At 73.9% G+C, this 21,010-nt stretch carries 21 protein-coding genes; 9 read left to right on the top strand and 12 right to left on the bottom strand.

Going from position 1 to position 21,010, the window contains the following annotated elements; genetic code table 11:
• Window positions 1-33: 33 nt before the first annotated feature.
• From IO30_RS0110935 to IO30_RS0110900, 9 genes are all read right to left on the bottom strand, one after another.
• Complete coding sequence (locus tag IO30_RS0110935; protein ID WP_031141741.1) at window positions 34-1,128, bottom strand: LLM class flavin-dependent oxidoreductase; 1,095 nt, start codon at window positions 1,126-1,128, stop codon at window positions 34-36.
• Window positions 1,128-2,168, bottom strand: coding sequence for an ABC transporter substrate-binding protein (locus tag IO30_RS0110930; protein WP_031141739.1), 1,041 nt, complete (start codon window positions 2,166-2,168; stop codon window positions 1,128-1,130). The genes IO30_RS0110935 and IO30_RS0110930 overlap by 1 nt, the downstream gene beginning before the upstream one ends.
• A 93-nt stretch (window positions 2,169-2,261) precedes the next feature.
• Window positions 2,262-2,999, bottom strand: coding sequence for an ABC transporter ATP-binding protein (locus tag IO30_RS0110925; RefSeq protein ID WP_031141737.1), 738 nt, complete (start codon window positions 2,997-2,999; stop codon window positions 2,262-2,264).
• Window positions 2,972-3,841, bottom strand: a complete 870-nt coding sequence (locus IO30_RS0110920) for an ABC transporter permease (protein ID WP_031141735.1) — start codon at window positions 3,839-3,841, stop codon at window positions 2,972-2,974. Before IO30_RS0110920 ends, IO30_RS0110925 begins: the two co-directional genes overlap by 28 nt.
• A gap of 237 nt (window positions 3,842-4,078) precedes the next feature.
• On the bottom strand, window positions 4,079-4,147 hold the full coding sequence (locus IO30_RS48090) for a putative leader peptide (RefSeq protein WP_351286961.1): 69 nt from the start codon (window positions 4,145-4,147) through the stop codon (window positions 4,079-4,081).
• A gap of 161 nt (window positions 4,148-4,308) precedes the next feature.
• A complete protein-coding gene (locus IO30_RS0110915) occupies window positions 4,309-4,809 on the bottom strand; it encodes a hypothetical protein (protein WP_237403301.1) in 501 nt (166 codons plus the stop codon).
• 16 nt (window positions 4,810-4,825) lie between these two features.
• Window positions 4,826-5,074 carry a hypothetical protein gene (locus tag IO30_RS0110910; protein WP_031141731.1) on the bottom strand — a complete coding sequence of 83 codons (249 nt, stop codon included), beginning with the start codon at window positions 5,072-5,074 and terminating at the stop codon, window positions 4,826-4,828.
• Between the two features lie 109 nt (window positions 5,075-5,183).
• Window positions 5,184-5,861, bottom strand: coding sequence for an HAD family hydrolase (locus IO30_RS0110905; RefSeq protein WP_031141730.1), 678 nt, complete (start codon window positions 5,859-5,861; stop codon window positions 5,184-5,186).
• Window positions 5,862-5,906: 45 nt separating this feature from the next.
• Window positions 5,907-6,386: an Lrp/AsnC family transcriptional regulator gene (locus tag IO30_RS0110900; protein WP_031141728.1), complete on the bottom strand. Its 480-nt coding sequence runs from the start codon at window positions 6,384-6,386 to the stop codon at window positions 5,907-5,909.
• Window positions 6,387-6,566: 180 nt separating this feature from the next.
• Between IO30_RS0110900 and IO30_RS0110895 the strand changes: the two genes are divergently transcribed.
• From IO30_RS0110895 to IO30_RS0110885, 3 genes are read left to right on the top strand one after another with little or no spacing between them, the layout of a single operon-like run.
• Window positions 6,567-8,225 carry an SDR family oxidoreductase gene (locus tag IO30_RS0110895; RefSeq protein ID WP_031141726.1) on the top strand — a complete coding sequence of 553 codons (1,659 nt, stop codon included), beginning with the start codon at window positions 6,567-6,569 and terminating at the stop codon, window positions 8,223-8,225.
• A complete protein-coding gene (locus tag IO30_RS0110890) occupies window positions 8,222-9,622 on the top strand; it encodes a cryptochrome/photolyase family protein (RefSeq protein WP_031141725.1) in 1,401 nt (466 codons plus the stop codon). The genes IO30_RS0110895 and IO30_RS0110890 overlap by 4 nt, the downstream gene beginning before the upstream one ends.
• 9 nt (window positions 9,623-9,631) lie before the next feature.
• A complete protein-coding gene (locus IO30_RS0110885) occupies window positions 9,632-10,645 on the top strand; it encodes a MerR family transcriptional regulator (RefSeq protein WP_063768434.1) in 1,014 nt (337 codons plus the stop codon).
• On the opposite strand, the gene IO30_RS0110880 is transcribed toward IO30_RS0110885, so the two are convergent.
• Window positions 10,572-11,144, bottom strand: coding sequence for an RNA polymerase sigma factor (locus IO30_RS0110880; RefSeq protein ID WP_051902115.1), 573 nt, complete (start codon window positions 11,142-11,144; stop codon window positions 10,572-10,574). The genes IO30_RS0110885 and IO30_RS0110880 overlap by 74 nt on opposite strands.
• 119 nt (window positions 11,145-11,263) lie before the next feature.
• Window positions 11,264-11,896 (bottom strand): hypothetical protein, encoded by a 633-nt coding sequence (locus tag IO30_RS0110875; protein WP_031141719.1) that lies wholly within the window; start codon window positions 11,894-11,896, stop codon window positions 11,264-11,266.
• Between the two features lie 197 nt (window positions 11,897-12,093).
• Between IO30_RS0110875 and IO30_RS0110870 the strand changes: the two genes are divergently transcribed.
• The 4 genes from IO30_RS0110870 to IO30_RS0110855 all read left to right on the top strand — a co-directional run bounded on the left by IO30_RS0110870 (window position 12,094) and on the right by IO30_RS0110855 (window position 16,533).
• Window positions 12,094-12,687, top strand: a complete 594-nt coding sequence (locus IO30_RS0110870) for a histidine phosphatase family protein (RefSeq protein ID WP_031141717.1) — start codon at window positions 12,094-12,096, stop codon at window positions 12,685-12,687.
• 65 nt (window positions 12,688-12,752) lie between these two features.
• Complete coding sequence (locus IO30_RS0110865) at window positions 12,753-14,288, top strand: APC family permease (protein WP_078903870.1); 1,536 nt, start codon at window positions 12,753-12,755, stop codon at window positions 14,286-14,288.
• Between the two features lie 47 nt (window positions 14,289-14,335).
• Complete coding sequence (locus tag IO30_RS0110860) at window positions 14,336-14,764, top strand: universal stress protein (RefSeq protein WP_031141713.1); 429 nt, start codon at window positions 14,336-14,338, stop codon at window positions 14,762-14,764.
• 266 nt (window positions 14,765-15,030) lie between these two features.
• Window positions 15,031-16,533: an FUSC family protein gene (locus tag IO30_RS0110855; RefSeq protein WP_031141711.1), complete on the top strand. Its 1,503-nt coding sequence runs from the start codon at window positions 15,031-15,033 to the stop codon at window positions 16,531-16,533.
• Between the two features lie 66 nt (window positions 16,534-16,599).
• Here IO30_RS0110855 and IO30_RS0110850 read toward each other — a convergent pair whose 3' ends face one another.
• Window positions 16,600-18,897: a HelD family protein gene (locus IO30_RS0110850; protein ID WP_037893700.1), complete on the bottom strand. Its 2,298-nt coding sequence runs from the start codon at window positions 18,895-18,897 to the stop codon at window positions 16,600-16,602.
• Between the two features lie 153 nt (window positions 18,898-19,050).
• Between IO30_RS0110850 and IO30_RS0110845 the strand changes: the two genes are divergently transcribed.
• Together IO30_RS0110845 and IO30_RS0110840 are read left to right on the top strand one after the other, a co-directional pair.
• The gene (locus IO30_RS0110845) at window positions 19,051-19,626 is read left to right on the top strand and encodes a GNAT family N-acetyltransferase (protein ID WP_031141707.1); all 576 of its coding nucleotides are present in this window, start codon (window positions 19,051-19,053) and stop codon (window positions 19,624-19,626) included.
• A 208-nt stretch (window positions 19,627-19,834) separates the two neighbouring features.
• Entirely contained in the window at window positions 19,835-20,971 is a 1,137-nt protein-coding gene (locus tag IO30_RS0110840) for a nitric oxide synthase oxygenase (protein WP_031141705.1), read from the top strand.
• The last annotated feature ends 39 nt before the right edge of the window (window positions 20,972-21,010 follow it).

The following is a 21,010-nucleotide window of genomic DNA, read 5'->3' as shown; positions in this document are numbered from 1 at the left end:
GGATCTTCCCCCGGCCCCCGACCCCCCGGCCGTCTACGGCGCCAGCAGCCCGCGCGCGGCGAGTTCCGGGGTCACCCCCTCGCCGAACCAGTAGGCCTCCTCCAGGTGCGGGTACCCCGACAGGACGAAGTTCTCGATCCCGAGCGCGTGGTACTCCTCGATCCGGTCCGCCACGTCGCCGTGGCTGCCGACCAGAGCCGTACCGGCCCCGCCGCGGACCAGTCCGACGCCCGCCCACAGGTTCGGCGCGATCTCCAGCTTGTCCCGCGAGCCGCCGTGCAGGGCGAGCATCCGCTGCTGGCCCACCGACTCGCTCGCCCCGAGCAGCGACTGCGCCCGCGTGATGTCCGCCTCGTCCAGGTCGGCGAGCAGCCGGTCCGCCGCGCCCCAGGCCTCCTTCGCGGAGTCCCGCGAGATCGTGTGCAGCCGGATGCCGAAGCGGACCGTGCGTCCCCGCTCCTCGGCCAGCGCACGGATCCAGTCGATCTTCTCCTTCACCTGCTGCGGGGGCTCGCCCCAGGTCAGGTACACGTCGGCGTGCTCGGCGGCGACCGGGCCGGCGGCCGCGGAGGACCCGCCGAAGAAGACCTCCGGCAGCGGGTCGGGCGGCAGTGCGGTCAGCCCGCCGTCGATCCGGTAGTGCTCGCCCCGGAAGTCGAAGGGCTCCCCGCGCCACAGTCCCCGTACGACGGACAGGAACTCGGCGGTCCGCTCGTACCGGCGGTCGTGGTCGAGGTGGTCCCCGAAGCGCCGCTGCTCCGCCGAGTCACCGCCCGTCACCACATTGAGCAGCAGCCGGCCGCGCGTGATCCGCTGGTACGTCGCGGCCATCTGCGCCGCCAGCGTCGGCGAGATCACGCCGGGCCGGAAGGCCACCAGGAACTTCAGGCGCTCGGTGTGCTGCGCGAGGGCCACGGTGGTCAGCCAGGCGTCCTCGCACCAGGTCCCGGTGGGCGTCAGCACGGCCTCGAAGCCGAGCCGTTCGGCCGCCTTGGCTATCTGTGCGAGGTATTCGATGTCCGGCTCGCGCACCCCGGGCGCGGCCTTGTTGTGCGCGTAGGCGTGCCGGTCGACCAGGGTGCGGCCGTCGCCGCCGGTCGGCAGGAACCAGTGCAGGCGGACCGTCATCAGGAGTCCTTCCCGTAGGTGCGGGGGGCGGTGGTGGAGGGCGGCAGGTCGCGGTTGAAACGGGTGTCCACGAAGTCCTTGAAGACGACCTTGCCGGGGATGAGCTTCAGTTCGGTGAAGGTGTCGGCGATCTTCTGCTCGGAGGCGACGGCCGCGTCGTCCACGGCGACCGTGACCCGGGTGCCGTTGCTTCGCTTGACCGCGTCGAAGGCGACCTCGTACGGCAGGCCGGTCTCCTTCGCCCAGACCTTCGCCCACTCCTCCGGGTGCGCGTACACCCAGTCCTGGGCGCGCTGGATCCGCTTGAGGTAGTCCGCGATGGCCTGGCTCTTCGCCGGGTCCTCCAGTGCGGCGGGGGCCGCGACCTGGAAGCCGAGGCCGTTGACGAGCCCCTCGCCGGAGGTGAGGACGCGTGCCCCGGTGCGCAGCACCTGGGAGGTGTACGGGTCCCACACCGCCCAGGCGTCGACCGCGCCGCTGTTGAAGGCTGCCAGCGCGTCGGCCGGCTGGAGGTAGTTGACCGTCACGTCGGTGAGCTTGAGGCCCGCCTGTTCCAGTGACGCGATCAGCTGGAAGTGCGCCGAACTGCCCTGGGCCACCGCGATCTTCTTGCCGCGCAGTTCGGCGGGGGACTGGAGGGCGGAGCCCTTGGGGACGAGGATCGCCTCGCCCGCCGAGGAGCCGTGCGAGGCGGCCACCACGGTGACCTTCGACTTGGCGCCCGCCGCGAACACCGGAGGCGTGTTGCCGACGCCGCCGATGTCCACGGCCTTGGCGTTGACGGCCTCCAGCAGCGGCGGACCGGAGGTGAAGGTGGACCACTTGATGGAGTAGTCGAGCTCGTCCAGCTCGCCGGCAGCCCGCAGCAGCGACTCGAAACCGCCCTTCTGGTCGCCGACGCTGAGCGTGACCTTGGAGCCGCCCCCGTCGGCGGCGGTCGCGCCGCTGTCGGCGGCCGAGCTGCCGCCGCAGGCGGTCAGGGCCAGGGACAGCGGTACCAGAGCGGCCAGCAGGGACAGGGGCAGGGAATGACGTCTCATGTCGGTTCTCTTCGATCTCTCGTACGCGGGGCAGGACTTGGCGGGGCGCAGGGGCAGGCGGCAGGTCGGACGGAGGAGGTCGGACGGAGGAGGTCAGACGACGCCGAGTTCGGCGAGGAGCCGCGAGCGCAGCGCCGCGAACCCCGCGTCCCCGACCTCGCGGGGCCGCTCCAGCCCGACCTGGGTGTCGTAGGCGATGCGTCCCTCGTCCATCACCAGGACGCGGTCGGCGAGCAGCACCGCCTCGTCGACGTCGTGGGTGACCAGCAGCACCGCGCAGCCGCGCCGCTGCCACAGTTCGGCCACCAGGTGCTGGGCCTTGATCCGGGTCAGCGCGTCGAGGGCGCCGAACGGCTCGTCCAGCAGCAGCAGATCGGGTTCGCGGACCAGGGCGCGGGCCAGCGAGGCCCGCTGGGCCTCGCCGCCCGACAGGGTCTTGGGCCAGGCGTCCGTACGGTGCTCCAGTCCGACCTCGGCCAGGGCCCGCTCGGCGCGTTCGCGTTCGGGCCGCCCGGGCAGGCCGAGCAGGACGTTGCGCCAGACGCGCTTCCAGGGCATCAGCCGGGGTGCCTGGAAGGCCACGGCCCGGCGCTCGGGCACCTGTACCTCGCCCTCGATCTCCCGGTCCAGGCCCGCCAGTACGCGCAGCAGCGTGGACTTCCCGCAGCCGCTGCGCCCCAGCAGCACGGTGAACTCCCCGGCGCGCAGCGTCAGGTCGAGCCCGTCGATGACGGCTCGTCCGCCGAAGGACCGGGTGAGCCCGGCGACGCGGACGGCGGTGTCGGGAGCGGTGGCGGTGGTGGTCACTGCCCCGTGAACGTCGGTCGCCATTGCAGCAACAGCCTTTCGAGGAGGCGGACGAGGAGATCGGCGGTCAGGCCGAGGAAGGCGTAGACGACGAGGCAGACGACGATCACGTCGGTGCGGAAGAACTCGCGCGCCTGGTTCATCAGGAAGCCGATCCCGGCGTCCGCGTTGATGGACTCGCCGAAGACCAGGGCCAGCCAGGCGGTCGCGAGGGAGTAGCGCAGTCCGGTCATGAATCCGGGGAGCGCCCCCGGCAGCACCACGTGCCGCACCAGGCCCCAGCGGCCGAGGCCCAGGGCCCCGCCCGCCTCGATCAGCTGCTCGTCCACCCCGCGGATGCCCGCGTACACGTTCAAGTACAGGTGGAAGGCGGTCCCGAGGGCGATCAGCGCGACCTTCGGGGCCTCTCCGATGCCCATCCAGATGATGAACAGCGGGATGAGACCGACCCAGGGCACCGTGCGCAGCATCTGCACGCTCGCGTCGATCAGGTCCTCGCCGAGCCGCGACAGGCCAGACAGCAGGGCGAGCACGGTGCCCGCCGTGCCGCCGATCACCAGCCCGATCGCGACGCGTTGCAGCGACACGGCCATCGCCGCGGGCAGCGTCCCGTCACCGATCAGGTCGGCCGCGGCGGCCGCGATGGTGGACGGCGGCGCGAGGGTGTCGGTGGGCAGCCAGCCCGCCGTGCTGGCCAGCTGCCACAGCGCGAGCAGCAGCAGGGGGCCGGAGGTCCTGCGCAGCCAGCGGGGCACGGACCGCCGCCGTGCGGAGGTCGGGACCACGGTCACCAGAGCGGGGGAGGACCGCTGCTCGGGTCGTGTTTTAAGCGATATGTCCGGCGGTGGTGCGTGGCTGATGCTCATGGGGGCTCCACGGAAGGCGGGGAGGGGGAGTGCGCGCTCCGGCCGGCCCGGCTCCGGGTACGGCGGAGCGGGGCCGGGTCACGTGCCCGGGGGCGGGCAGGGGGACGAGGAGGTCCGGGCGCCGGGCGCGTACGGGGTCCCGCACTCGCGGGGTCCCGCACGGTACGGGTGCTCGGTCAGCTCAGGGCGCGCAGGGGCCGAGCGCTCGGCGCTCGGGGCACGAAGGGGAAAAGGGCGTCAGCAGCCGCGGCGACACGCGGCGGAGGCCACCCGCAGCAGGTCGATGTGACCGCGCGTGGTGAGCATGGCTGACTGCAACATGCGGCGAAACCTAGCCATCCGGAAGTGGCCCGGTCAATGGCGTCTCGCCCGCTGGACACGCCGTCTCCGTTGCTGGACGCGCGAAGGAGCCGCCCGCCCGAGGAATCGGGCCGACGGCTCGTCGCGGAAGGGAAGATGGCGCCGGGTCAGTCCGACGCGGCGATCCAGGCCGCCAGTTGCTCGGGGGTGGTGGACGGATCGGCCACCAGGGTGGCCAGTTCGTCCTCCTGGAAGGTGGCCGTGGTGACGGCCGGGCAGCGGTGGCAGGCGTCCACGCCCGTCTGCTGCCACCACTGGCACTTGGCACGCAGGTGGCACCGTGGGACCGCACGGGCGTCCGCCGGGGGCGGCAGGGTCAGGACCCGCTCGACCAGGGCGCAGTCGTCGCCCCTGCGGTTGACGCAGGCGGAGACGCAGTGCGAGGCGAAGCGCAGGACCCGCGTCGGCGCGATCCCCGCGGGGAGGGAACCGAGCACCTCGGACGCCGGTACCGGGTCGGCGAGGTAGGTCACCCGGCCCCCCTCGCCCGAACGGACGCCGAGGACGACCGACTCGGGTGCCCCGGCCTCGCCGCTCGGGCACCACGTCACGGGCGGCGGGCCCGCCGGCCCGCCTGCCAGGGCTCCTGCTGACTGCTCGGTTCCCACGGTGCTCACCCGCCCGTCAGCCGTCGATCGCGTCGTGCGACTCGAGCACCTCACGGCCCACGGGGCCGCCGATCGTGCCCTGCAGTCCGAGCGCCTGCTCCTGTTCCACCGCCTGCGCGAGGCTCTCGTGCAGCTGCTCCACGGAGGTGATGCGCTCGGGGGCCGCGGGAGCCGCGTTGGCCACCCCGACCGCGCCGATCGCGAGCCCCGCGGCCATCACGACCGCGGCGCCGCCCGCCGCCAGCTTGTTCTTCTTGGGAGTCATCGAAGCCTCTCCTCGTCCGGAGCGGCGGTGCCCGCCGCTGTTCCGGGACCGAGCGTAGGAGCGGCCGCGGCCGCCGAGAGGCAGTTGGCAGGGGCAGTTGGCGTGGCGGTCAGCCCGTGCGGCGAGCGGCCAGCCAGTCGTACGCCGCATCCGCGCTGAACTCCCGCTGCCCCTGCGGAAAGAGCAGCCCGGCGTGTGCGAAGGCGGCGTCCTGCGCGGTCCGCGCCACGTACGGGACCGCCACGCAGTCCATCCCGGCGGCCCGCGCGGCCAGCGCCCCGGGCGCCGCGTCCTCGACGACCACGCAGTCGGCGGGGCGGGCGCCCAGGCGCCGCGCGGCTTCCAGGAACACGTCCGGGGCGGGCTTGCCGTGAGCGACCTCCTCGGCCGAGACCGCCGTGGTCAGCAGGCCGTCGAGGCCGGTGCCGGCCAGGACGGCGTCGATCGCCTCGCGCGAGGAGCCGGAGGCCACGGCCATCGGCACCCCTTCGGCGTAGAGCCGCTCCACGAACTTGCGCATTTCCGGGAAGGCCTCGGTCGAGGTGCGGGCCAGCTCCAGGTAGGCGGCGTTCTGCTCGGCGAGCAGCTGGTCCACGGGGGCCCCGATCCCGTACCGCTCGCGGAGGATCTCCAGGGTTTCGAGGGTTCCGATGCCGATGAAACGGGAGTGCTGCTCCCAGGTGAAGTCCGGGACGCCGTGCCGTTCCAGGGTGCGACGCCCGGACTCGTAGTAGTTCGGCTCGCTGTCCACGAGGGTGCCGTCGAGATCGAATATGACGGAGATCATCCGCTACGCCCGTCCTGCCGGTTCTGTCCTTACCTGAGCATCTTGTCAGGTTTTACGGGCGGCCCGTCCCACGGACTCGACCAGCGGCAGCAGCCGGTGGGCGACCCGTTCGCGCAGGGCGACCTCGGTCCGGGTGCGCACCACGCCCGGGAGCTGGATCAGCCGTTGGATCACGTCCTCCAGATGTGCGTTGTCCCGGGCCGCGACCCGGGTCAGCAGGTCCCCGCCACCGGTGATCGAAAAGGCCTCGATGATCTCGGGCACGGCCGCGAGCGCGTCACCCACCTCGTCCAGGTGCCCCTGCGTGACCTCGATGTGCACGAAGGCCAGCACCGGATGCCCCAGGGCGGCGGGGGACAGCACGGGCCCGGTCCCGGTGATCACCCCGGTGCGCTCCAGCCGGTCCAGCCGGGCCTGGAGGGTGCCGCGCGCGACACCGAGGAGCCGGGCGTACTCGCGGACGCTGGTGCGCGGCTGCTCGATCAGCAGGCGCAGGATCCTCGTGTCGAGCTCGTCCACCGCCATGCGGCGACTGTACCAATGGCCCGGTTCCTCCGGATCGTGGTGTGGTGGGTACGGGTACGGGGTCCGCAGCGGTGCGGCGGGCCGAGCGGGTCCGGTGCGGCCGTGACCGCATCCGTATCCACCGGCCCAGCCGAAACCCGTACGGGGCGCCGAGCGGCGCGACGAGGAGCGGAGACCACCATGACGGGCCTGAACTGCCTGGTCACCGGAGCCACCGGCTACATCGGCGGCCGACTGGTGCCCGAACTCCTCGACGCGGGGCACCGCGTCCGCTGCCTGGCCCGGTCCCCGGAGAAACTGCGCGACCACACCTGGGCCGGACGCGCCGAGGTCGTCCGCGGGGACATGACCGACACGCGCTCCGTGGCCGATGCCCTGCGCGGCATCGACGTCGCGTACTACCTGGTCCACGCCCTCAACGCCGGATCCGGCTTCGAGGAACGCGACCGTGCCGCCGCCCGGGTCTTCGCCGAGCAGGCCCACGCCGCCGGGGTCGGCCGCATCGTCTACCTCGGCGGACTCACCCCGGCGGGCATCCCCGCCCGCGAGCTCTCCCCGCACCTGCGTTCCCGCGCCGAGGTCGGCGAGATCCTCCTCGCCGGAGCCGTACCGGCGGCGGTCCTGCGCGCCGCCGTCATCATCGGCTCCGGTTCCGCCTCCTTCGAGATGCTGCGCTACCTCACCGAGCGGCTGCCCGTCATGGTCACCCCCAGCTGGGTCGCCACCCGCTGCCAGCCGATCGCCGTCCGCGACGTCCTGCGCTACCTCGTCGGCTGCGCCACCCTGCCGCCCGAGGTCGACCGGACCTTCGACATCGGCGGCCCGGACGTGCTGACCTACGAGGAGATGATGCGCCGCTACGCCGCCGTGGCCGAGCTGCCCCACCGGCTCATCCTGCGCGTCCCGATGCTGACGCCCAGGCTGTCCAGCCACTGGATCGGCCTGGTCACCCCCGTACCGCGGGCCCTGGCGCGGCCGCTCGCCGAATCCCTGCGCCACGAGGTGGTGTGCGCGGAGCACGACATCGCGCGGTACGTCCCCGATCCGCCCGGCGCCCCCATCGGCTTCGACCAGGCCCTCGACCTGGCCCTGCGGAGGGTCCGGGAGGCCGACGTGACCACCCGCTGGTCCTCGGCCTCGCTGCCCGGCGCCCCCAGCGACCCGCTGCCCACGGACCCCGACTGGGCGGGCGGCAGCCTCTACACCGACGACCGGGAACGCTCCGTCGACGCCTCGCCCGCGGCCCTGTGGCGGGTGGTGGAGGGCATCGGCGGGGAGAACGGCTGGTACTCCTTCCCGCTCGCCTGGTCCGTACGGGGCTGGCTCGACCGGCTGGTCGGCGGGGTCGGCATCCGGCGCGGCCGCCGCGACGCGGCCCGGCTGCGAGTGGGCGACTCCCTGGACTTCTGGCGGGTGGAGGAGATCGAACCGGGCAGCCTGCTGCGTCTGCGCGCGGAGATGAGACTGCCCGGCCTGGCCTGGCTGGAGATGTACGTGGACCCGGGCGCGGCCCCGGCTCCGGCGCCCCGCCCCGCGTCGCCGGGACCGGCCGCCGCGGCGCCCGCAGGGGACACCGGCACGGGTCGGCCCGCCGGCGGTGCGCGCTACCGCCAGCGGGCGCTCTTCCACCCGCACGGGCTGCTCGGCCACCTCTACTGGTGGAGCGTGTCCCCCTTCCACGCCCTCGTGTTCGGCGGCATGGCCCGCAACATCGCCCGCGCCGCCGAACGCCTCGACGCGCCGTCCCCCGCAGCCGCATCCGCCGGGGGCCCGGCCGGCGAAGTACCCGACGACGGCCGGCCCACCCCCCGGCCCCGGACGCGGAGCGAGAAGCCATGAACGTCGCGGTGGTCCTGTACACCTCCGACCTGCGCCTGCACGACCATCCACCGCTGCGTGCGGCCCTCTCCTCCAGCGACCAGGTCGTCCCCCTGTTCGTCCGCGACCGGGCCGTGGCCGCAGCCGGGTTCGCCCCGCCCAACCGGCAGGCCTTCCTCGCCGACTGCCTCACCGACCTGGACGCCGGGCTCCGAGCCCGGGGCGGCCGGCTCGTGATCCGCTCCGGGGACCTCGTCGCCGAGGTGTGCACCCTCGTCCGGGAGGCCGACGCCGACGAGGTCCACACGGCCGCCGGGGTCAGCGCCTACGCCCAGGCCCGCGAGGAACGGCTCCGCGAGGCCCTCGAAGCCGAGGGCCGCAGGCTCTACGTCCACGAATCGGTGGTCACCGCCCAGGCTCCCGGAGCGGTCCTGCCGGCCGGCGGTGACCACTTCGCCGTCTTCACGCCCTACTTCCGGCGCTGGGCCGAACTGCCCCCGCGCCAGCCCTCGGCGGCGCCCCGCGCCGTCCGCGTCCCCGAGGGCCTCGGCTCCGAACCGGTGCCCTCCCGCACCGACGTCACCGGGGTCTCCCCGGGGCTCGCCCGCGGCGGCGAGAGCGAGGCCAGGCGGCTCCTGACCAACTGGCTGCGCTCCGGGATCACCCGCTACGAGGACACCCACGACGACCTGGCGGGCGACGCCACCTCCCGGCTCTCCCCGCACCTGCACTTCGGCACCCTCTCGCCCACCGAGGCCGTCCACCGGGCCCGGGCGGCCGGCGGCCCCGGAGCGGAGGCCTTCGTCCGCCAGCTGTGCTGGCGCGACTTCCACCACCAGGTGCTCGCCGCCCGCCCCCGCGCCGCGGCCGAGGACTACCGCCCCCGCGGGGACCACTGGCGCACCGGCGCCGCCGCCGAGGAGGAGACCGAGGCCTGGAAGGAGGGCCGCACCGGATACCCCGTGGTCGACGCGGCCATGCGCCAGCTCCGCCACGAGGGCTGGATGCACAACCGGGGCCGGCTGCTGGCCGCCAGCTTCCTGACCAAGACCCTCTACATCGACTGGCGCACCGGGGCCCGCCACTTCCTCGACCTCCTGGTGGACGGCGACCTCGCCAACAACCAGCTCAACTGGCAGTGGGTGGCGGGCACCGGCACCGACACCCGCCCCAACCGCGTGCTCAACCCCGTCCGCCAGGGCCTGCGGTACGACCCCGACGGCCGCTACGTGCACCGTTGGGTGCCCGAGCTCGAAGGGCTGCCCGCACCCCGCGTGCACGAGCCCTGGCGGCTGCCCGCCCCGGAGCGCGCGCGGTACGACTACCCCGGCCCGCTGGTCGGGCTCTCCGACGGGCAGGACCGGTTCCGCGAGGGCAGGTCCGGCGGACGAGCGCCGGACCCCGGCGCACCGTCGTAGGGTGACCGCGTGTCCGCCGCGCCACCGCCCGACCCCCCGCAGGAGCTGCCCGCCGCCGCGCTGAGCACCGGCGCCGTGGCCCGGCACCTCGGCGTCTCCCCGACCACGCTGCGCTCCTGGGAGCGCCGGTACGAGATCGGCCCGGCCAGCCGCGAGGACGGCCGGCACCGCCGCTGGACCCCCGAGGACATCGCCCGGCTCGAGCTGATGTGCCGGCTCACCGCCCGCGGCGTACCCCCCGGCGAAGCGGCCCGCACCGCCCGCGGCGTCCCCGCCGCAGAACCGGCCCGGCCCTCACAGGGCGGGCCCGGCGGCCAGGGCGCGCTGCCCCTGGGGGAGGTCCGCCCGGAGTGCCGCGGGCTCGCGCGGGCGGCCGTACGACTGGACGCGGCGGCCGTACAGGAACTGCTGGAGGCAGCCCTCGCGGAACACGGCCTGGTCACGGCCTGGGAGGAGGTCATCGCACCGACCCTGCACGCGGTCGGCCGCAAATGGGCCTCGGCGGGGGAACGCTACGTCGAGGTGGAACACCTGCTGTCCTGGCAGGTGTCCGGGGCCCTGCACCGGATCAGGCCCACCCCCGGCCCGCCGCTGAGCCCGCCCGTACTCCTCGCCTGCGCGCCGGGCGAGCAGCACAGCCTGCCCATCGAGGCACTGGCCGCAGCCCTCGGGGAACGCGGCCTGCCAGTGCGCATGTTCGGGGCGGCCCTGCCCGCCGAGGCCCTGTGCGACGCCGTACGGCGGACCGGGCCGCGGGCGGTCGTGCTGTGGGCGCAGTCCCGGGCCACCGCCGACCACGCGCTGGCCCGGGCGGTGGCCGGCATCGAATGGGGCCTGCGCGGCGCCCGCGGGCACTCGGCGCTGCTGCTCGCCGGGCCCGGCTGGGGCCCCGGCACGCCGGATCCGCGCACCGGGCGGCTGTTCGGGCTGCGCTCGGGGCTCGGCGTGATCACGGAGCTGGCAGCGGGCGGGCTTCCAGTGACAGGCGCAGGAGCTGCAGGGCCCGGCGCATATGGCTCTTGACGGTGCCCAGCGGCATCCCGGTGCGGGCCGCGATCTGCGTCTGGGTCAGGTCCCCGTAGAAGGCCAGGCACATCACCCGCTGCTGCGCCGACGGTAGCCGGGCCAGCTCCCCGAGGACCAGGACCCGGTCCACGGCGCGTTCCGGCTCCAGCTCCGGGCGGGCCTGCGGCGCGGGGCAGCGGGCCAGGTCCTGGAAGGCGCGCGCGGCGGCCTCGGCGGCCCGGGTGCGGCGGGTCCGCGCCTCCAGGGCGTCGGCGACCTTGTGCCGGGTGATGCCCGTGAGCCAGGCCCCGAGGCCGCCCGGCCCCGGCCGGTATCCGGCCCGGCCGCGCCACGCGGCGAGGAAGACCTGCTGGGTCACGTCCTCGGCCTCGCGCTCGTCGCCCAGTGAACGCCGGGCGAGGGAGTGCACCAGCGGCCGCCAGCGCCGGTAGACGGCCTCCACGCTGTGTTCGTCGCCCGCCGCGAATCCGGCCGCGACACGGTCATCGTCGTTCATGGACCGAGCCTCGCCACCGGGCACCCCCCGGCCCAACTCGCACCGTTTCCGCATCGAATTCCGTCGCGACCCGGCCTGGGTCAGGGTGAGCGCCCCTTCCCCGCAGAACCGGGCAGGGTTCAGCAGTCCTGCGTCAGCATCCTGTCTCCGACGACCACCCAGCCGCGCGGCCCCTTCTCGAACGTGACTCCGGCCGTGTACCGCAGGAGCGGCCGGGCGGGCTGCGGGGCCTCCTCGCCCGTCCTGATGTCGACGGCCCTGCGCCGGCTGACGTCGACGCAGTCCCTCATGTCCGCGGTGCGGATCTCCTGCCCGTCACGGAGGGCGACGGAGAAGGTCACGGAGGTGTCCGAGTGCAGAGTCGCCCCGGTGACGACGTGCCCGCCTCCGCGCAGCCGGCCGATCTCCAGGTCCTTCTGTGCGTACACGGAGTCCGAGGCGAGGTCCTTGAGGGCCGTTTCCTTCAGATCGCCCTTCCCGTAGGCGGCGGAGAGCTCGCCCCAGTACCGGTCGTAGACGGCTTGGACCTCGGCCCGGTCGGCGTCCTCGGCGCCGCCGGCCGCCGGTCCCGACGCGACGGCGGAAGCACCGGGGGCCGTGGGCGCGGCGCTGCCGTCCCCGCCGGAGCGGCCCTCCCCGCCCGATCCGGAGCAGCCGGAGGCGAGGGCTGCGAGGACCGTGGCGGTGACGACGGCGCGCAGCCGGACGGAAGCGGAACGGGCGGGGTGCTGTCGGGCGCGGGCCGGTGTCACGTGGATTCTCCAGCTTCAGGTGGTCATGGCGCGGGGGAGCGCGGAGCGCGGAGCGCATGGGACCCCGTCAGGGAAGGTAGCCGCCGGCCCTGCCGCCCGGACCGCCGGGTCCAGCCCGGACCGCCGGGTCCCGCCCGGCAGTGACACGCCCGCCCGGCGCCCCGGCGCCGGCATGCCGCAGGCCGTACGCTCCGAGGGTGAGCGACCTGCTGCTGGTGAGGCACGGCGAGACGGCATGGAGCGCGGACGGCCGTCACACCGGACGCACCGACGTGCCGCTGACGGCCCGTGGTGTGGAAGAGGCCCTCTCGCTGGCCCCGTACTTCCGGGACCGGCACCCCGCCCTGGTGCTGACGAGCCCGCTCAGCCGGGCCGTCGCCACCGCCGAGCTCGCAGGGCTGACCGAAGGCCGCCCGGACCCGGACCTCCTCGAATGGGACTACGGCGGCTACGAGGGCGTCACCACCGTGGAGATCCAGCGCACCCGGCCCCACTGGTCCCTGTGGAGCGACGGCGTCCCGCCCGGGAACGCGGCGCACCCCGGCGAGAGCGCCGCCCAGGTGGGCGCACGCGCCGACCGCGCCCTGGCCCGCGTCGCACCGGTGCTCGCCGCGGGCGGGGGCGATGCGGTGCTGGTGGCCCACGGACACTTCCTGCGCGTCCTCACGGCCCGCTACCTGGGACTGCCGCCCGAGGAGGGCCGGCTGTTCCTCCTGCGCACCGGCACGGTCAGCGAGCTCTCCACCGAGCACGGCCTCCCGGTGATCGCGGGCTGGAACACCCGCCCCTGACACCGGTGGGCCCCCCGCGGCCGCTCCGCCTCGCGCGGCGGCGGCCGGTGCGTGACGATGCGTACATGGCCCACGACGGCAAGGCCGGCGGACCCGCGCCCGAAGTCCCGCAGGGAACGAACGGCGCGGACGGCACGGGACTCAAGGCGAACGCGATCGGCTTCCTCGACGCGCTCGTCATCGGCCTGAACTCCACCTCGCCCGCCTACTCCCTGGCGGCCGTCCTCGGCCCGATCGTCGCCCTCGCCGGGATCTACGCCCCGGGCGTGATGCTGGCCTCCTTCGTACCGATGCTGCTGATCGCCGCCGCGTTCTACTACCTGAACAAGGTCGACCAGGACTGCGGGACGACCTTCTCCTGGGTCACCCGGGCCATGGGCCCCTGGGCGGGCTGGCTCGGCGGCTGGGCGATCGCCCTCACCGGCGTCCTGGTCATCGGGTCGCTGGCCGACGTAGCCGTCCACTTCGGGCTGCTCGCCGCGGGCCTCGACAGCTGGGCCGTCGATCCCGTGATCCGCCAGACGCTGACCGTCGTCGTCATCCTGGTCATGACCGCCATCTGCGTCATCGGCACCGAGCTCTCCGCCCACCTCCAGGACGTCCTCATCCTGGCCCAGGTCTTCTTCCTGCTGACCTTCGCCGTGGTCGCCATCTACCGCGTCTACGCCGGCACCAGCACCCTCGACTCCATCGAGCCGTCCCTCACCTGGCTCAACCCCTTCGGGGCGGGCGGCGCCGCGCTCACCGGCGGACTGCTGCTCGGCGTGTTCATCTACTGGGGCTGGGAGTCCGCGGTCAACCTCACCGAGGAGGTCGAGAACTCCGCCACCGCCCCCGGCAAGGCCGGCGTCTGGTCGACCGTGGTGCTGCTGGTGACGTACCTGTCCGTGGGCTTCGCCGTCGTCGGCTACGCGGGCACCACCTTCCTCGCCGAGAACGCGGACGACGAGGAGGCCGTCTTCGCGGTGCTCGCCCACGAGGTGATGGGCGGCTGGGACTGGGTCGTGCTGCTCGCCGTCTGCACCTCCGCGCTCGCCTCCACCCAGACCACGATCATCCCCGCCTCCCGCACCGCCCTGTCGATGGCCCGCCGCCACGCGCTCCCGCCCCGCCTCGCGCACATCCACCCGCGGTTCCGGACCCCCGACGTGAGCACGTGGTGGGTCGCCGGCATCGCCATCGCCTGGTACCTCGTCGTCAACCAGATCAGCGAGAACGCGCTCCTCGACTCGCTGACCGCGCTCTCCCTGCTGATCGCCTTCTACTACGCGCTCACCGGCCTGGCCTGCGCCATCTACTACCGCCGCCACCTGCTGGAGAACGTGCACAACTTCCTGCTCATCGGGGTGGGCCCGCTGGTCGGCGCGGGCCTGCTGACCTGGCTGCTGGTGGAGTCCGTCGGGGACATGGCCAACCCGGAGAACTCGGCGGGCGGGGTCTCCTGGTTCGGCCTCGGCCCGCCCCTCGTCATCGGGATCGCCATCGGCGTCGTCGGCCTGATCGTCATGTGCGTCTGGCGGCTCATGGACGGCACGTACTGGCAGGAGAAGCGCAGCGTGGCCGATCCCGATCTCGTCCACGGCACGAAGAAGAGTCCCTGAGCCGTACGCGTCCTGCACCCTGCGTCCTGCGTCCTGAGGAGACCCCGATGTCCGTCGTCCTGGGGTACGACGAATCACCCGGAGCCGAACGGGCCCTGCACGTGGCCCTGGAGGTCGCCACCGCCTTCGGCGAGCCGCTCGTCCTCGTCTACGGAGCGGCCGCCCCCGGCGTCACGGGCGAGGAGTACCGGGCCCACCGCGAAGCCGTCCGCCAGGCCGGGCTCAGCGCCCTGTCGCGAGCCGTCCGGGCCGCCGACGAGGCGGGGGTGCCCTCCACGGTCGAGGTGCGCGACGAGAAACCGGCCCAGGCCCTGCTCGATGCCGCGGAACGCCATCACGCGCGGGTCATCATCGTCGGCAGCTGGGGGGACAGCCCGATCCGCGGAGCCCTGCTCGGTTCCACCCCGCACAAGCTGCTGCACCTCTCGCCCGTTCCCGTCCTGTGCGTACCGACGGAGAACACCGCCACGGGATAGTGGTCCGTTGGTCCGTCAGCGGCCGAAGATCACGTGATTTTCCTGGACCAATGGCACAGCCGACGCGTGCCGTGTTGAGCCAGTGGGCCTCCGGATGCTTATCTGTGTCGTATCCATGTACTTTCGGCGCCGCGCAGCGCCGGACGGCAACGAGGCCGGTCCGGACCGCGGCGCCTTCGCCGTGCCCGTCAGCCGCCCACCACCCCCGGGCGGCCGCGGGCCGGCGCGCACCACTGCAAGGGGGGCGGCACACCGCCGTGAAGAGGATGTTCGTGGCTCCGGATCCGGGGCGTCTGAGGCTCAGGAACTCACTGCGCGCGGTGCTCGGCGTCGCTCTCGCCGTGGTCACCGCAGAGCTCTGCGGTCTGTCCCTGACCGCCTCCATCACCGGGGGACTGGCGGCCCTGCTGGCCCTCTTCACCGTGACCGACGCGAGCGTGCGCGCCCAGCGGGTGACCACGGCCCTGCTGCCCCTCGCCGGATTCCCCGTCCTCGCCCTGGCCACCACCCTCCACGGGGTGCCGCTGGCCCGCGACGGGGCCTTCCTCGCCGTGGTCTTCGCCGGGGTGTACGCCCGGCGCTGGGGGCCGCGGGGGCACGCCCTCGGGATCTTCGCCTTCATGCACTTCTTCGTCACCCAGTTCCTGCACGCCGTACCCGGGCAGCTGCCCGAGCTGTACGCCGCCGTCGGTCTCGCGCTCCTGTCGGCCGGGGCCGTGCGGTTCGTGCTCTGGCCCATCGAACGGCGCACCCCGCCCCCCGCCGCCCCGCCCGCGCTGCCCGGTACGGGACTGGCCCGGCCCACCACCCGGCAGGCCTTCCAGACCACCGCCGCCTGCGCCTTCGCGCTCGGCCTCGGCCAGTTCCTCTCCGAGGACCGCTGGTACTGGGCCGTCGGGACCGCCTGGTGGATCTTCGTGAACACGACCTCCCGCGGAGAGACCCTCGTGCGGGGCTTCCGCCGCGTCCTGGGCACCGTCATCGGCATCGCCGCCGGCCTGCTGATCGCCGTACCCCTGCACGGGGCGGCCGCGCCCACCGCCGTACTGGTCGCCGTCTGCGTCTTCGGGATCTTCTACGCGGCCCCCGTCTCGTACAGCTGGATGATGCTGGCCGTCACCGTCATGGCCGGTCTGCTCTACGGGCTCCTCGGCGTGCTGCATCCCGGGCTGCTGCTCCTGCGCTTCGAGGAGACCGCGGTCGGCGCCCTCGGAGCCGCCCTCGCCGTGGTGCTGATCCTGCCCGTCACCACCCACGCCACCAACGAGGCCTGGATCCAGCGGGCCCTGCGCTGCGTCCACGCCGCCACGGGGGAGGCGGCCGCACGGCTGGCCGGCTCGGAATCCGCCGACCCCGGCCCGCACGCCGCCGAGCTGGAGCTGCTCCTCGCCCGGGTCCGCATGGCGCTGGCGCCGCTGGTGCACCCGCTCAGCCCGCTGCGCGCCCGCAAGGCCCGCGCCCGCCAGGTGATCGCCCTGCTGGACGACTGCGCGCGGGAGGTACGCGGGCTGGTCGCGGTCGCCGCCGACCCGACGGCCTCGCACGACGCCCGGCTCGCCGCCGCCTGCTGGCGGGTGGAGGCGGCCGTGGAGGCCCTCACCGCCGGTGAGCGGGAGCTGGAAGCGGCCGGCGCCGCCTCCCGGGCCCACACCCGGACGGTCACCGCCACCGAACCCGCCCTCGTCCACCTGCACGGCCTGGAGCGGGCGCTGGCCGAACTCGCGACGCCGCTGCACAGCGACCCCCGGAGCCCGCTGGTCCGCGCCTGAGGGTGCGGGCGGCCCCGCACCCGCTGCGGGGCCGCCCGCAGCCTCAAGCGGCCCCCGGCGCGCCCGTCACCGCCGCAGCAGCCCCTCCGGCGCCGATGCCAGCCCGGCCGGCAGCCGGCCGGGGGTGTGCACCACGCCGAGCGCCTGGGTGGGCCGGGTCAGCGCCACGTACAGGTCGCTCGGCTGGAGGTCGGCCGGCTCCACCACGACCACCGTGTCGAACTCCAGCCCCTTGGCCTGCCGCGGGTCGAGGAGGACGACCTGCCGGGTCAGGTCCGGCTCCCCGTCCGCCCGCACCCCCGGCAAGGCCGCGGCCAGTGCCCCGTGCAGGGCGCGCGGGGCGATCACCGCCAGCCGCCCCTCGGCCGGGAGCCCCTGCTCCACGGCCTCCGCGACCGCCCCCGCCAGGTCCCCGGCCGCGCGGATCCAAGGCAGCACCCCGGTCGAGCGGACCGAACGCGGCGGCTCGAAGCCGGGGTCGCGGGCCCGCAGGACGGCCGCCGCCACCTCCATGACCTCCGCGGGCGTCCGGTAGTTGACCCCCAGCCGGACCAGCTCCCACCGGTCGCCCGCGTACGGTGCGAGGATCCGCTGCCACGAGCCGCAGCCCGCCTCGTCGGCCGTCTGCGCCGGATCGCCGACCAGGGTCATCGACCGGGTCGGGCAGCGCCGCATCAGCAGCCGCCACGCCATCTCCGACAGCTCCTGCGCCTCGTCCACGATGACGTGCCCGAAGGCCCAGGTCCGGTCGGCCGCGGCCCGTTCGGCGGTGCTGCGGTGGTCGGCCTCCTCGTGCCGCTCCGCCATCCGCTCGGCGTCGATGATGTCGTGGGCCGCGAGGAACTCGTTCTCCTCGTCCTCGAACTCGTAGGACTGCGAGCCCTCCGACAGGTCCAGCACCCCCTGGGCGTAGGCGACGCGCCGTGCGCGCTCGCGCTCCTCGGCCGCCCGGCGGGCGCTGTCGTCCTCCCCCAGGAGCTCGGCCGCCTCGTCGAGCAGCGGCACGTCGGCGGGGGTCCAGTCCGGCCGGGCCGAGGGCGCGCGCCGGATCAGCTCCGCCTCGTGGGCGGGCAGGTGCGCGGGCTCCGCGAGGAAGTCGGCGACGAGCCGCTGCGGGGTGAGCGAGGGCCACAGCACGTCGATCGCGGCGTGCACCGCGGGGCTCATCGCGATCTCCTTGCCGAGCTGGGCCACGTCGTCCGGGCCGAGCAGGTTCGGGCCGCCGTACGGATCGGCGCCCAGCCGGTCCGCGAGCTGGGCGGTGAGCGCGTCGATGACGCGGAAGGCGAAGGCGGGGCGCGCCTGGTTGTGCGGCAGGCCGGTGGCCCTGGCCCGGTCACGGGCCTCGTACGCCATCGTGCGGTCCAGCAGCAGGGTGCCGTAGTCGTCGTGGTCGATCTCCAGCGCGGGTTCGGGAACCGTGTCGGACTCCTCGCCGCTGCCCGCGGGGACCGTCTCGGGCAACTGCTGGCGGTCGGCGACGACCTCGGCGAGGACCCGGGCCATCGCGGCCCGGCCCTTGACCGCGGCGGCGCCCGGCCGGTCGGTGCCGGTGGCGTGCACCCCGGGGAAGAGCTCGCCCGGGGTGGCGAGGAGGACGCCGGTCTCGCCCAGGGCCGGGAGCACCCCGCCGATGTACCCGAGGAAGGCGGGGCCCGGGCCGACGATCAGCACCCCGCGCTTGGCGAGCAGCTCGCGGTGCGCGTACAGCAGGTACGCGGCGCGGTGCAGCGCGACCGCGGTCTTGCCGGTCCCGGGGCCGCCCTCGACGACCAGCACCCCGCGGTGGGGGGAGCGGATGACCCGGTCCTGCTCGGCCTGGATGGTGCGCACGATGTCGTGCATCCGCCCGGTCCGGGCCGCGTCGAGGGCGGCGAGCAGCACGGCGTCCGCGTCGGCGCCCTCGTGTCCGGTGCGCTCGGCGTCGGACAGGTCGAGGATCTCGTCGTGGAGGGCGGTGACCTCCCGGCCGCGGCTGGTGATGTGCCGGCGTCGGCGCAGCCCCATGGGCGTGTGCCCGGTGGCCAGGTAGAAGGGCCGGGCCACGTCGGCCCGCCAGTCCAGGACCAGCGGTGTGCGTTCCGTGTCGTCCGCCCGGATTCCGATACGGCCGATGTGGTGGTCGCGGCCGTCGGAGAACTCCAGCCGGCCGAAGCAGAGGCCGTTCTCGCCGCCGTTCAGGGCGGACAGCAGACCGGACTGCTCCGCGACCACGACGTCCCGTTCCAGGCGCGCCTGGAAACCGCTGCCGACATCGCGCAAAGCCCCCCGGACCGCACGTTCGGCCTGGTCACGCAGATCGTCGAGGCGCCGATAGAGATCGGTGACGAATTGCTGCTCTTTCCGGAATTCCTCGGTTGACAATTGAACTCCTGCCGCGATACAGTGACCTCGTAAGCTTCTTCATGTCCACGTTTCCGCGAAGACATGAAACATTGAATATACGCTCCCCGATCCCCCTTCCGTCAATTGGCCCAGCCAATTCGACCGGGGGATTTTTTGCGTACGGTGGATCCCATGACCACCGCACACGGCTCCGCCGACGGCATCGTCTACCGCCTCGCCCGCCCCGGTGATGCGGGCGCCATCGAGGCCCTGGACAGTTCCTTCACCACCGCCACGGTCTTCGAGGTGGCCGCCGCCGACTCCGGTTTCGTCCTCCGTGAGGTCCCCGTGGACCCGCCGGTGCACAAGGCCTTCCCGCCCGAGGAGCACGACGAGCAGGCCCTCGGCGGGGGCGTGGACCGGGCCGGGGACGCGCGGACCTACGTGGCCCTCGACGACGGGCTGGTCTGCGGATTCGCCGCGGTGGGCTACGCCCCGTGGAACCGGCGCCTGACGGTCGAGGACATCGAGGTCGCGCCCGCCCACCGCGGCCGCGGCATCGGCCGCGCGCTGATGGAGTGCGCGGACGGGTTCGCCCGCGAACGCGGGGCCGAACACCTCTGGCTGGAGGTCAGCAGCGCCAACGCCCCGGCGGTCCACGCCTACCGGCGCATGGGCTTCACCCTCTGCGGCCTCGACACCGCCCTGTATGCGGGCACGCCCGCAGCCGGCGAGCAGGCGCTCTTCATGAGCCGTCCCTGTCGTTGACGAGATGTCAACTACCGGAATTCCGCCGGATCTTACGCCCCCGTCGATCCTGTCCGCAGGTCAATTCGGGAAGATCACTCGGAGGAGTGTTCCGGACCTCCGAGCCGTACGGGGCTGACCTGCGGCATGTACAACGGGTGATTGTTCATTGCACATTCATCCGGCATGTACAGGGTGGATCTGGTCGGACAGGGGGTAACCGCCCGGGATGGAAATACTTCAACAGCGCTCCACCACCGCTCAGGTGTGGGAAGCGGCCGAGGAGTTCATCCGACTCTTCCACAGGGAGAACGCCGGTGCCGGTGATCCGCGCATCCGGCTCGCCGCGGTGCGGGCCGAGCTGGCGGACACCGGAACCTATCGCCACACTCCCGAGGAGCTGGTCCACGGAGCCCGCGTGGCCTGGCGCAACAGCAATCGCTGCATAGGCAGGCTGTACTGGAACTCCCTGCGGGTGCGCGACCGCCGGGAGCTCACCGATGCGGACGGCATCGCCGCCGAGTGCTTCGAGCACCTGCGCGAAGCCACCAATGGCGGCCGGATCCGGCCCACGATCACCGTCTTTGCCCCGGACGCGCCCGACCGTCCCGGGCCGCTGATCTGGAGCGAGCAGCTCGTCCGGTACGCGGGCTACGGGGACCACCACTCCGTGACCGTGGGCGACGCCCGCAACGCCCCGCTCACCCAGGCCCTGCTCCGCCTCGGCTGGGCCGGGGGCCCCGGCACCCCCTTCGACCTCCTCCCGCTGGTGGTCCAGGGCGTCGACGACAAGCCCCGCTGGTTCGACACCCCCGCGGACGCCGTGCTGGAGGTGCCGATCAGGTACCCCGAGGGCGACGGCTGGGCCGACTGGCGGCTGCGCTGGCACGCCGTACCCGCGATCTCCAACATGTGCCTGGAGATCGGCGGGATCCACTATCCGGCCGCACCGTTCAACGGCTGGTACATGGGCACCGAGATCGGCGCCCGCAACCTGGCGGACGAGGACCGCTACAACCTGCTCCCCGCGGTCGCCCGCCGCCTCGGCCTGGACGTCACCACGCAACGCTCGCTGTGGAAGGACCGCGCGCTGGTGGAGCTCAACCGGGCCGTGCTGCACTCCTTCGACCGGGCCGGGGTCACCATTGCCGACCATCACACCGAGTCCCGCCGCTTCCTGACCCACCTGGAACGGGAGGAGCGCAAGGGGCGCGAGGTGGGCGCCGACTGGTCCTGGATCGTGCCCCCCATCTCCGGTTCCGCGACGCCGGTCTTCCACCGCACGTACGAGGACCGGCCGAGCAGCACGGCGTACGTCCACCACGCAGGCGCACAGGAACGCGCCGAAGGGCGGGATTTGGTCTAGACCTTCTGTTACGGTCGGCTCCGTACGGATCCGGGACGG

The sequence above is a fragment of the Streptomyces xanthophaeus genome (assembly GCF_000725805.1).
GTDB lineage: Bacteria > Actinomycetota > Actinomycetes > Streptomycetales > Streptomycetaceae > Streptomyces > Streptomyces xanthophaeus.
Note: the sequence above shows the minus strand (reverse complement) of the source record. Positions and strands in the feature narration are given on the sequence as shown.

Coding starts and splice junctions, on each gene's coding strand:
- IO30_RS0110840 (WP_031141705.1), top strand. CDS start 19,835: ATGGAAATACTTCAACAGCGCTCCACCACCGCTCAGGTGTGGGAAGCG.
- IO30_RS0110890 (WP_031141725.1), top strand. CDS start 8,222: ATGAACGTCGCGGTGGTCCTGTACACCTCCGACCTGCGCCTGCACGAC.
- IO30_RS0110900 (WP_031141728.1), bottom strand. CDS start 6,386: ATGGCGGTGGACGAGCTCGACACGAGGATCCTGCGCCTGCTGATCGAG.
- IO30_RS0110880 (WP_051902115.1), bottom strand. CDS start 11,144: ATGAACGACGATGACCGTGTCGCGGCCGGATTCGCGGCGGGCGACGAA.
- IO30_RS0110855 (WP_031141711.1), top strand. CDS start 15,031: ATGTTCGTGGCTCCGGATCCGGGGCGTCTGAGGCTCAGGAACTCACTG.
- IO30_RS0110920 (WP_031141735.1), bottom strand. CDS start 3,841: ATGAGCATCAGCCACGCACCACCGCCGGACATATCGCTTAAAACACGA.
- IO30_RS0110860 (WP_031141713.1), top strand. CDS start 14,336: ATGTCCGTCGTCCTGGGGTACGACGAATCACCCGGAGCCGAACGGGCC.
- IO30_RS0110930 (WP_031141739.1), bottom strand. CDS start 2,168: ATGAGACGTCATTCCCTGCCCCTGTCCCTGCTGGCCGCTCTGGTACCG.
- IO30_RS0110895 (WP_031141726.1), top strand. CDS start 6,567: ATGACGGGCCTGAACTGCCTGGTCACCGGAGCCACCGGCTACATCGGC.
- IO30_RS0110845 (WP_031141707.1), top strand. CDS start 19,051: ATGACCACCGCACACGGCTCCGCCGACGGCATCGTCTACCGCCTCGCC.
- IO30_RS0110905 (WP_031141730.1), bottom strand. CDS start 5,861: ATGATCTCCGTCATATTCGATCTCGACGGCACCCTCGTGGACAGCGAG.
- IO30_RS0110910 (WP_031141731.1), bottom strand. CDS start 5,074: ATGACTCCCAAGAAGAACAAGCTGGCGGCGGGCGGCGCCGCGGTCGTG.
- IO30_RS0110865 (WP_078903870.1), top strand. CDS start 12,753: ATGGCCCACGACGGCAAGGCCGGCGGACCCGCGCCCGAAGTCCCGCAG.
- IO30_RS0110935 (WP_031141741.1), bottom strand. CDS start 1,128: ATGACGGTCCGCCTGCACTGGTTCCTGCCGACCGGCGGCGACGGCCGC.
- IO30_RS0110925 (WP_031141737.1), bottom strand. CDS start 2,999: ATGGCGACCGACGTTCACGGGGCAGTGACCACCACCGCCACCGCTCCC.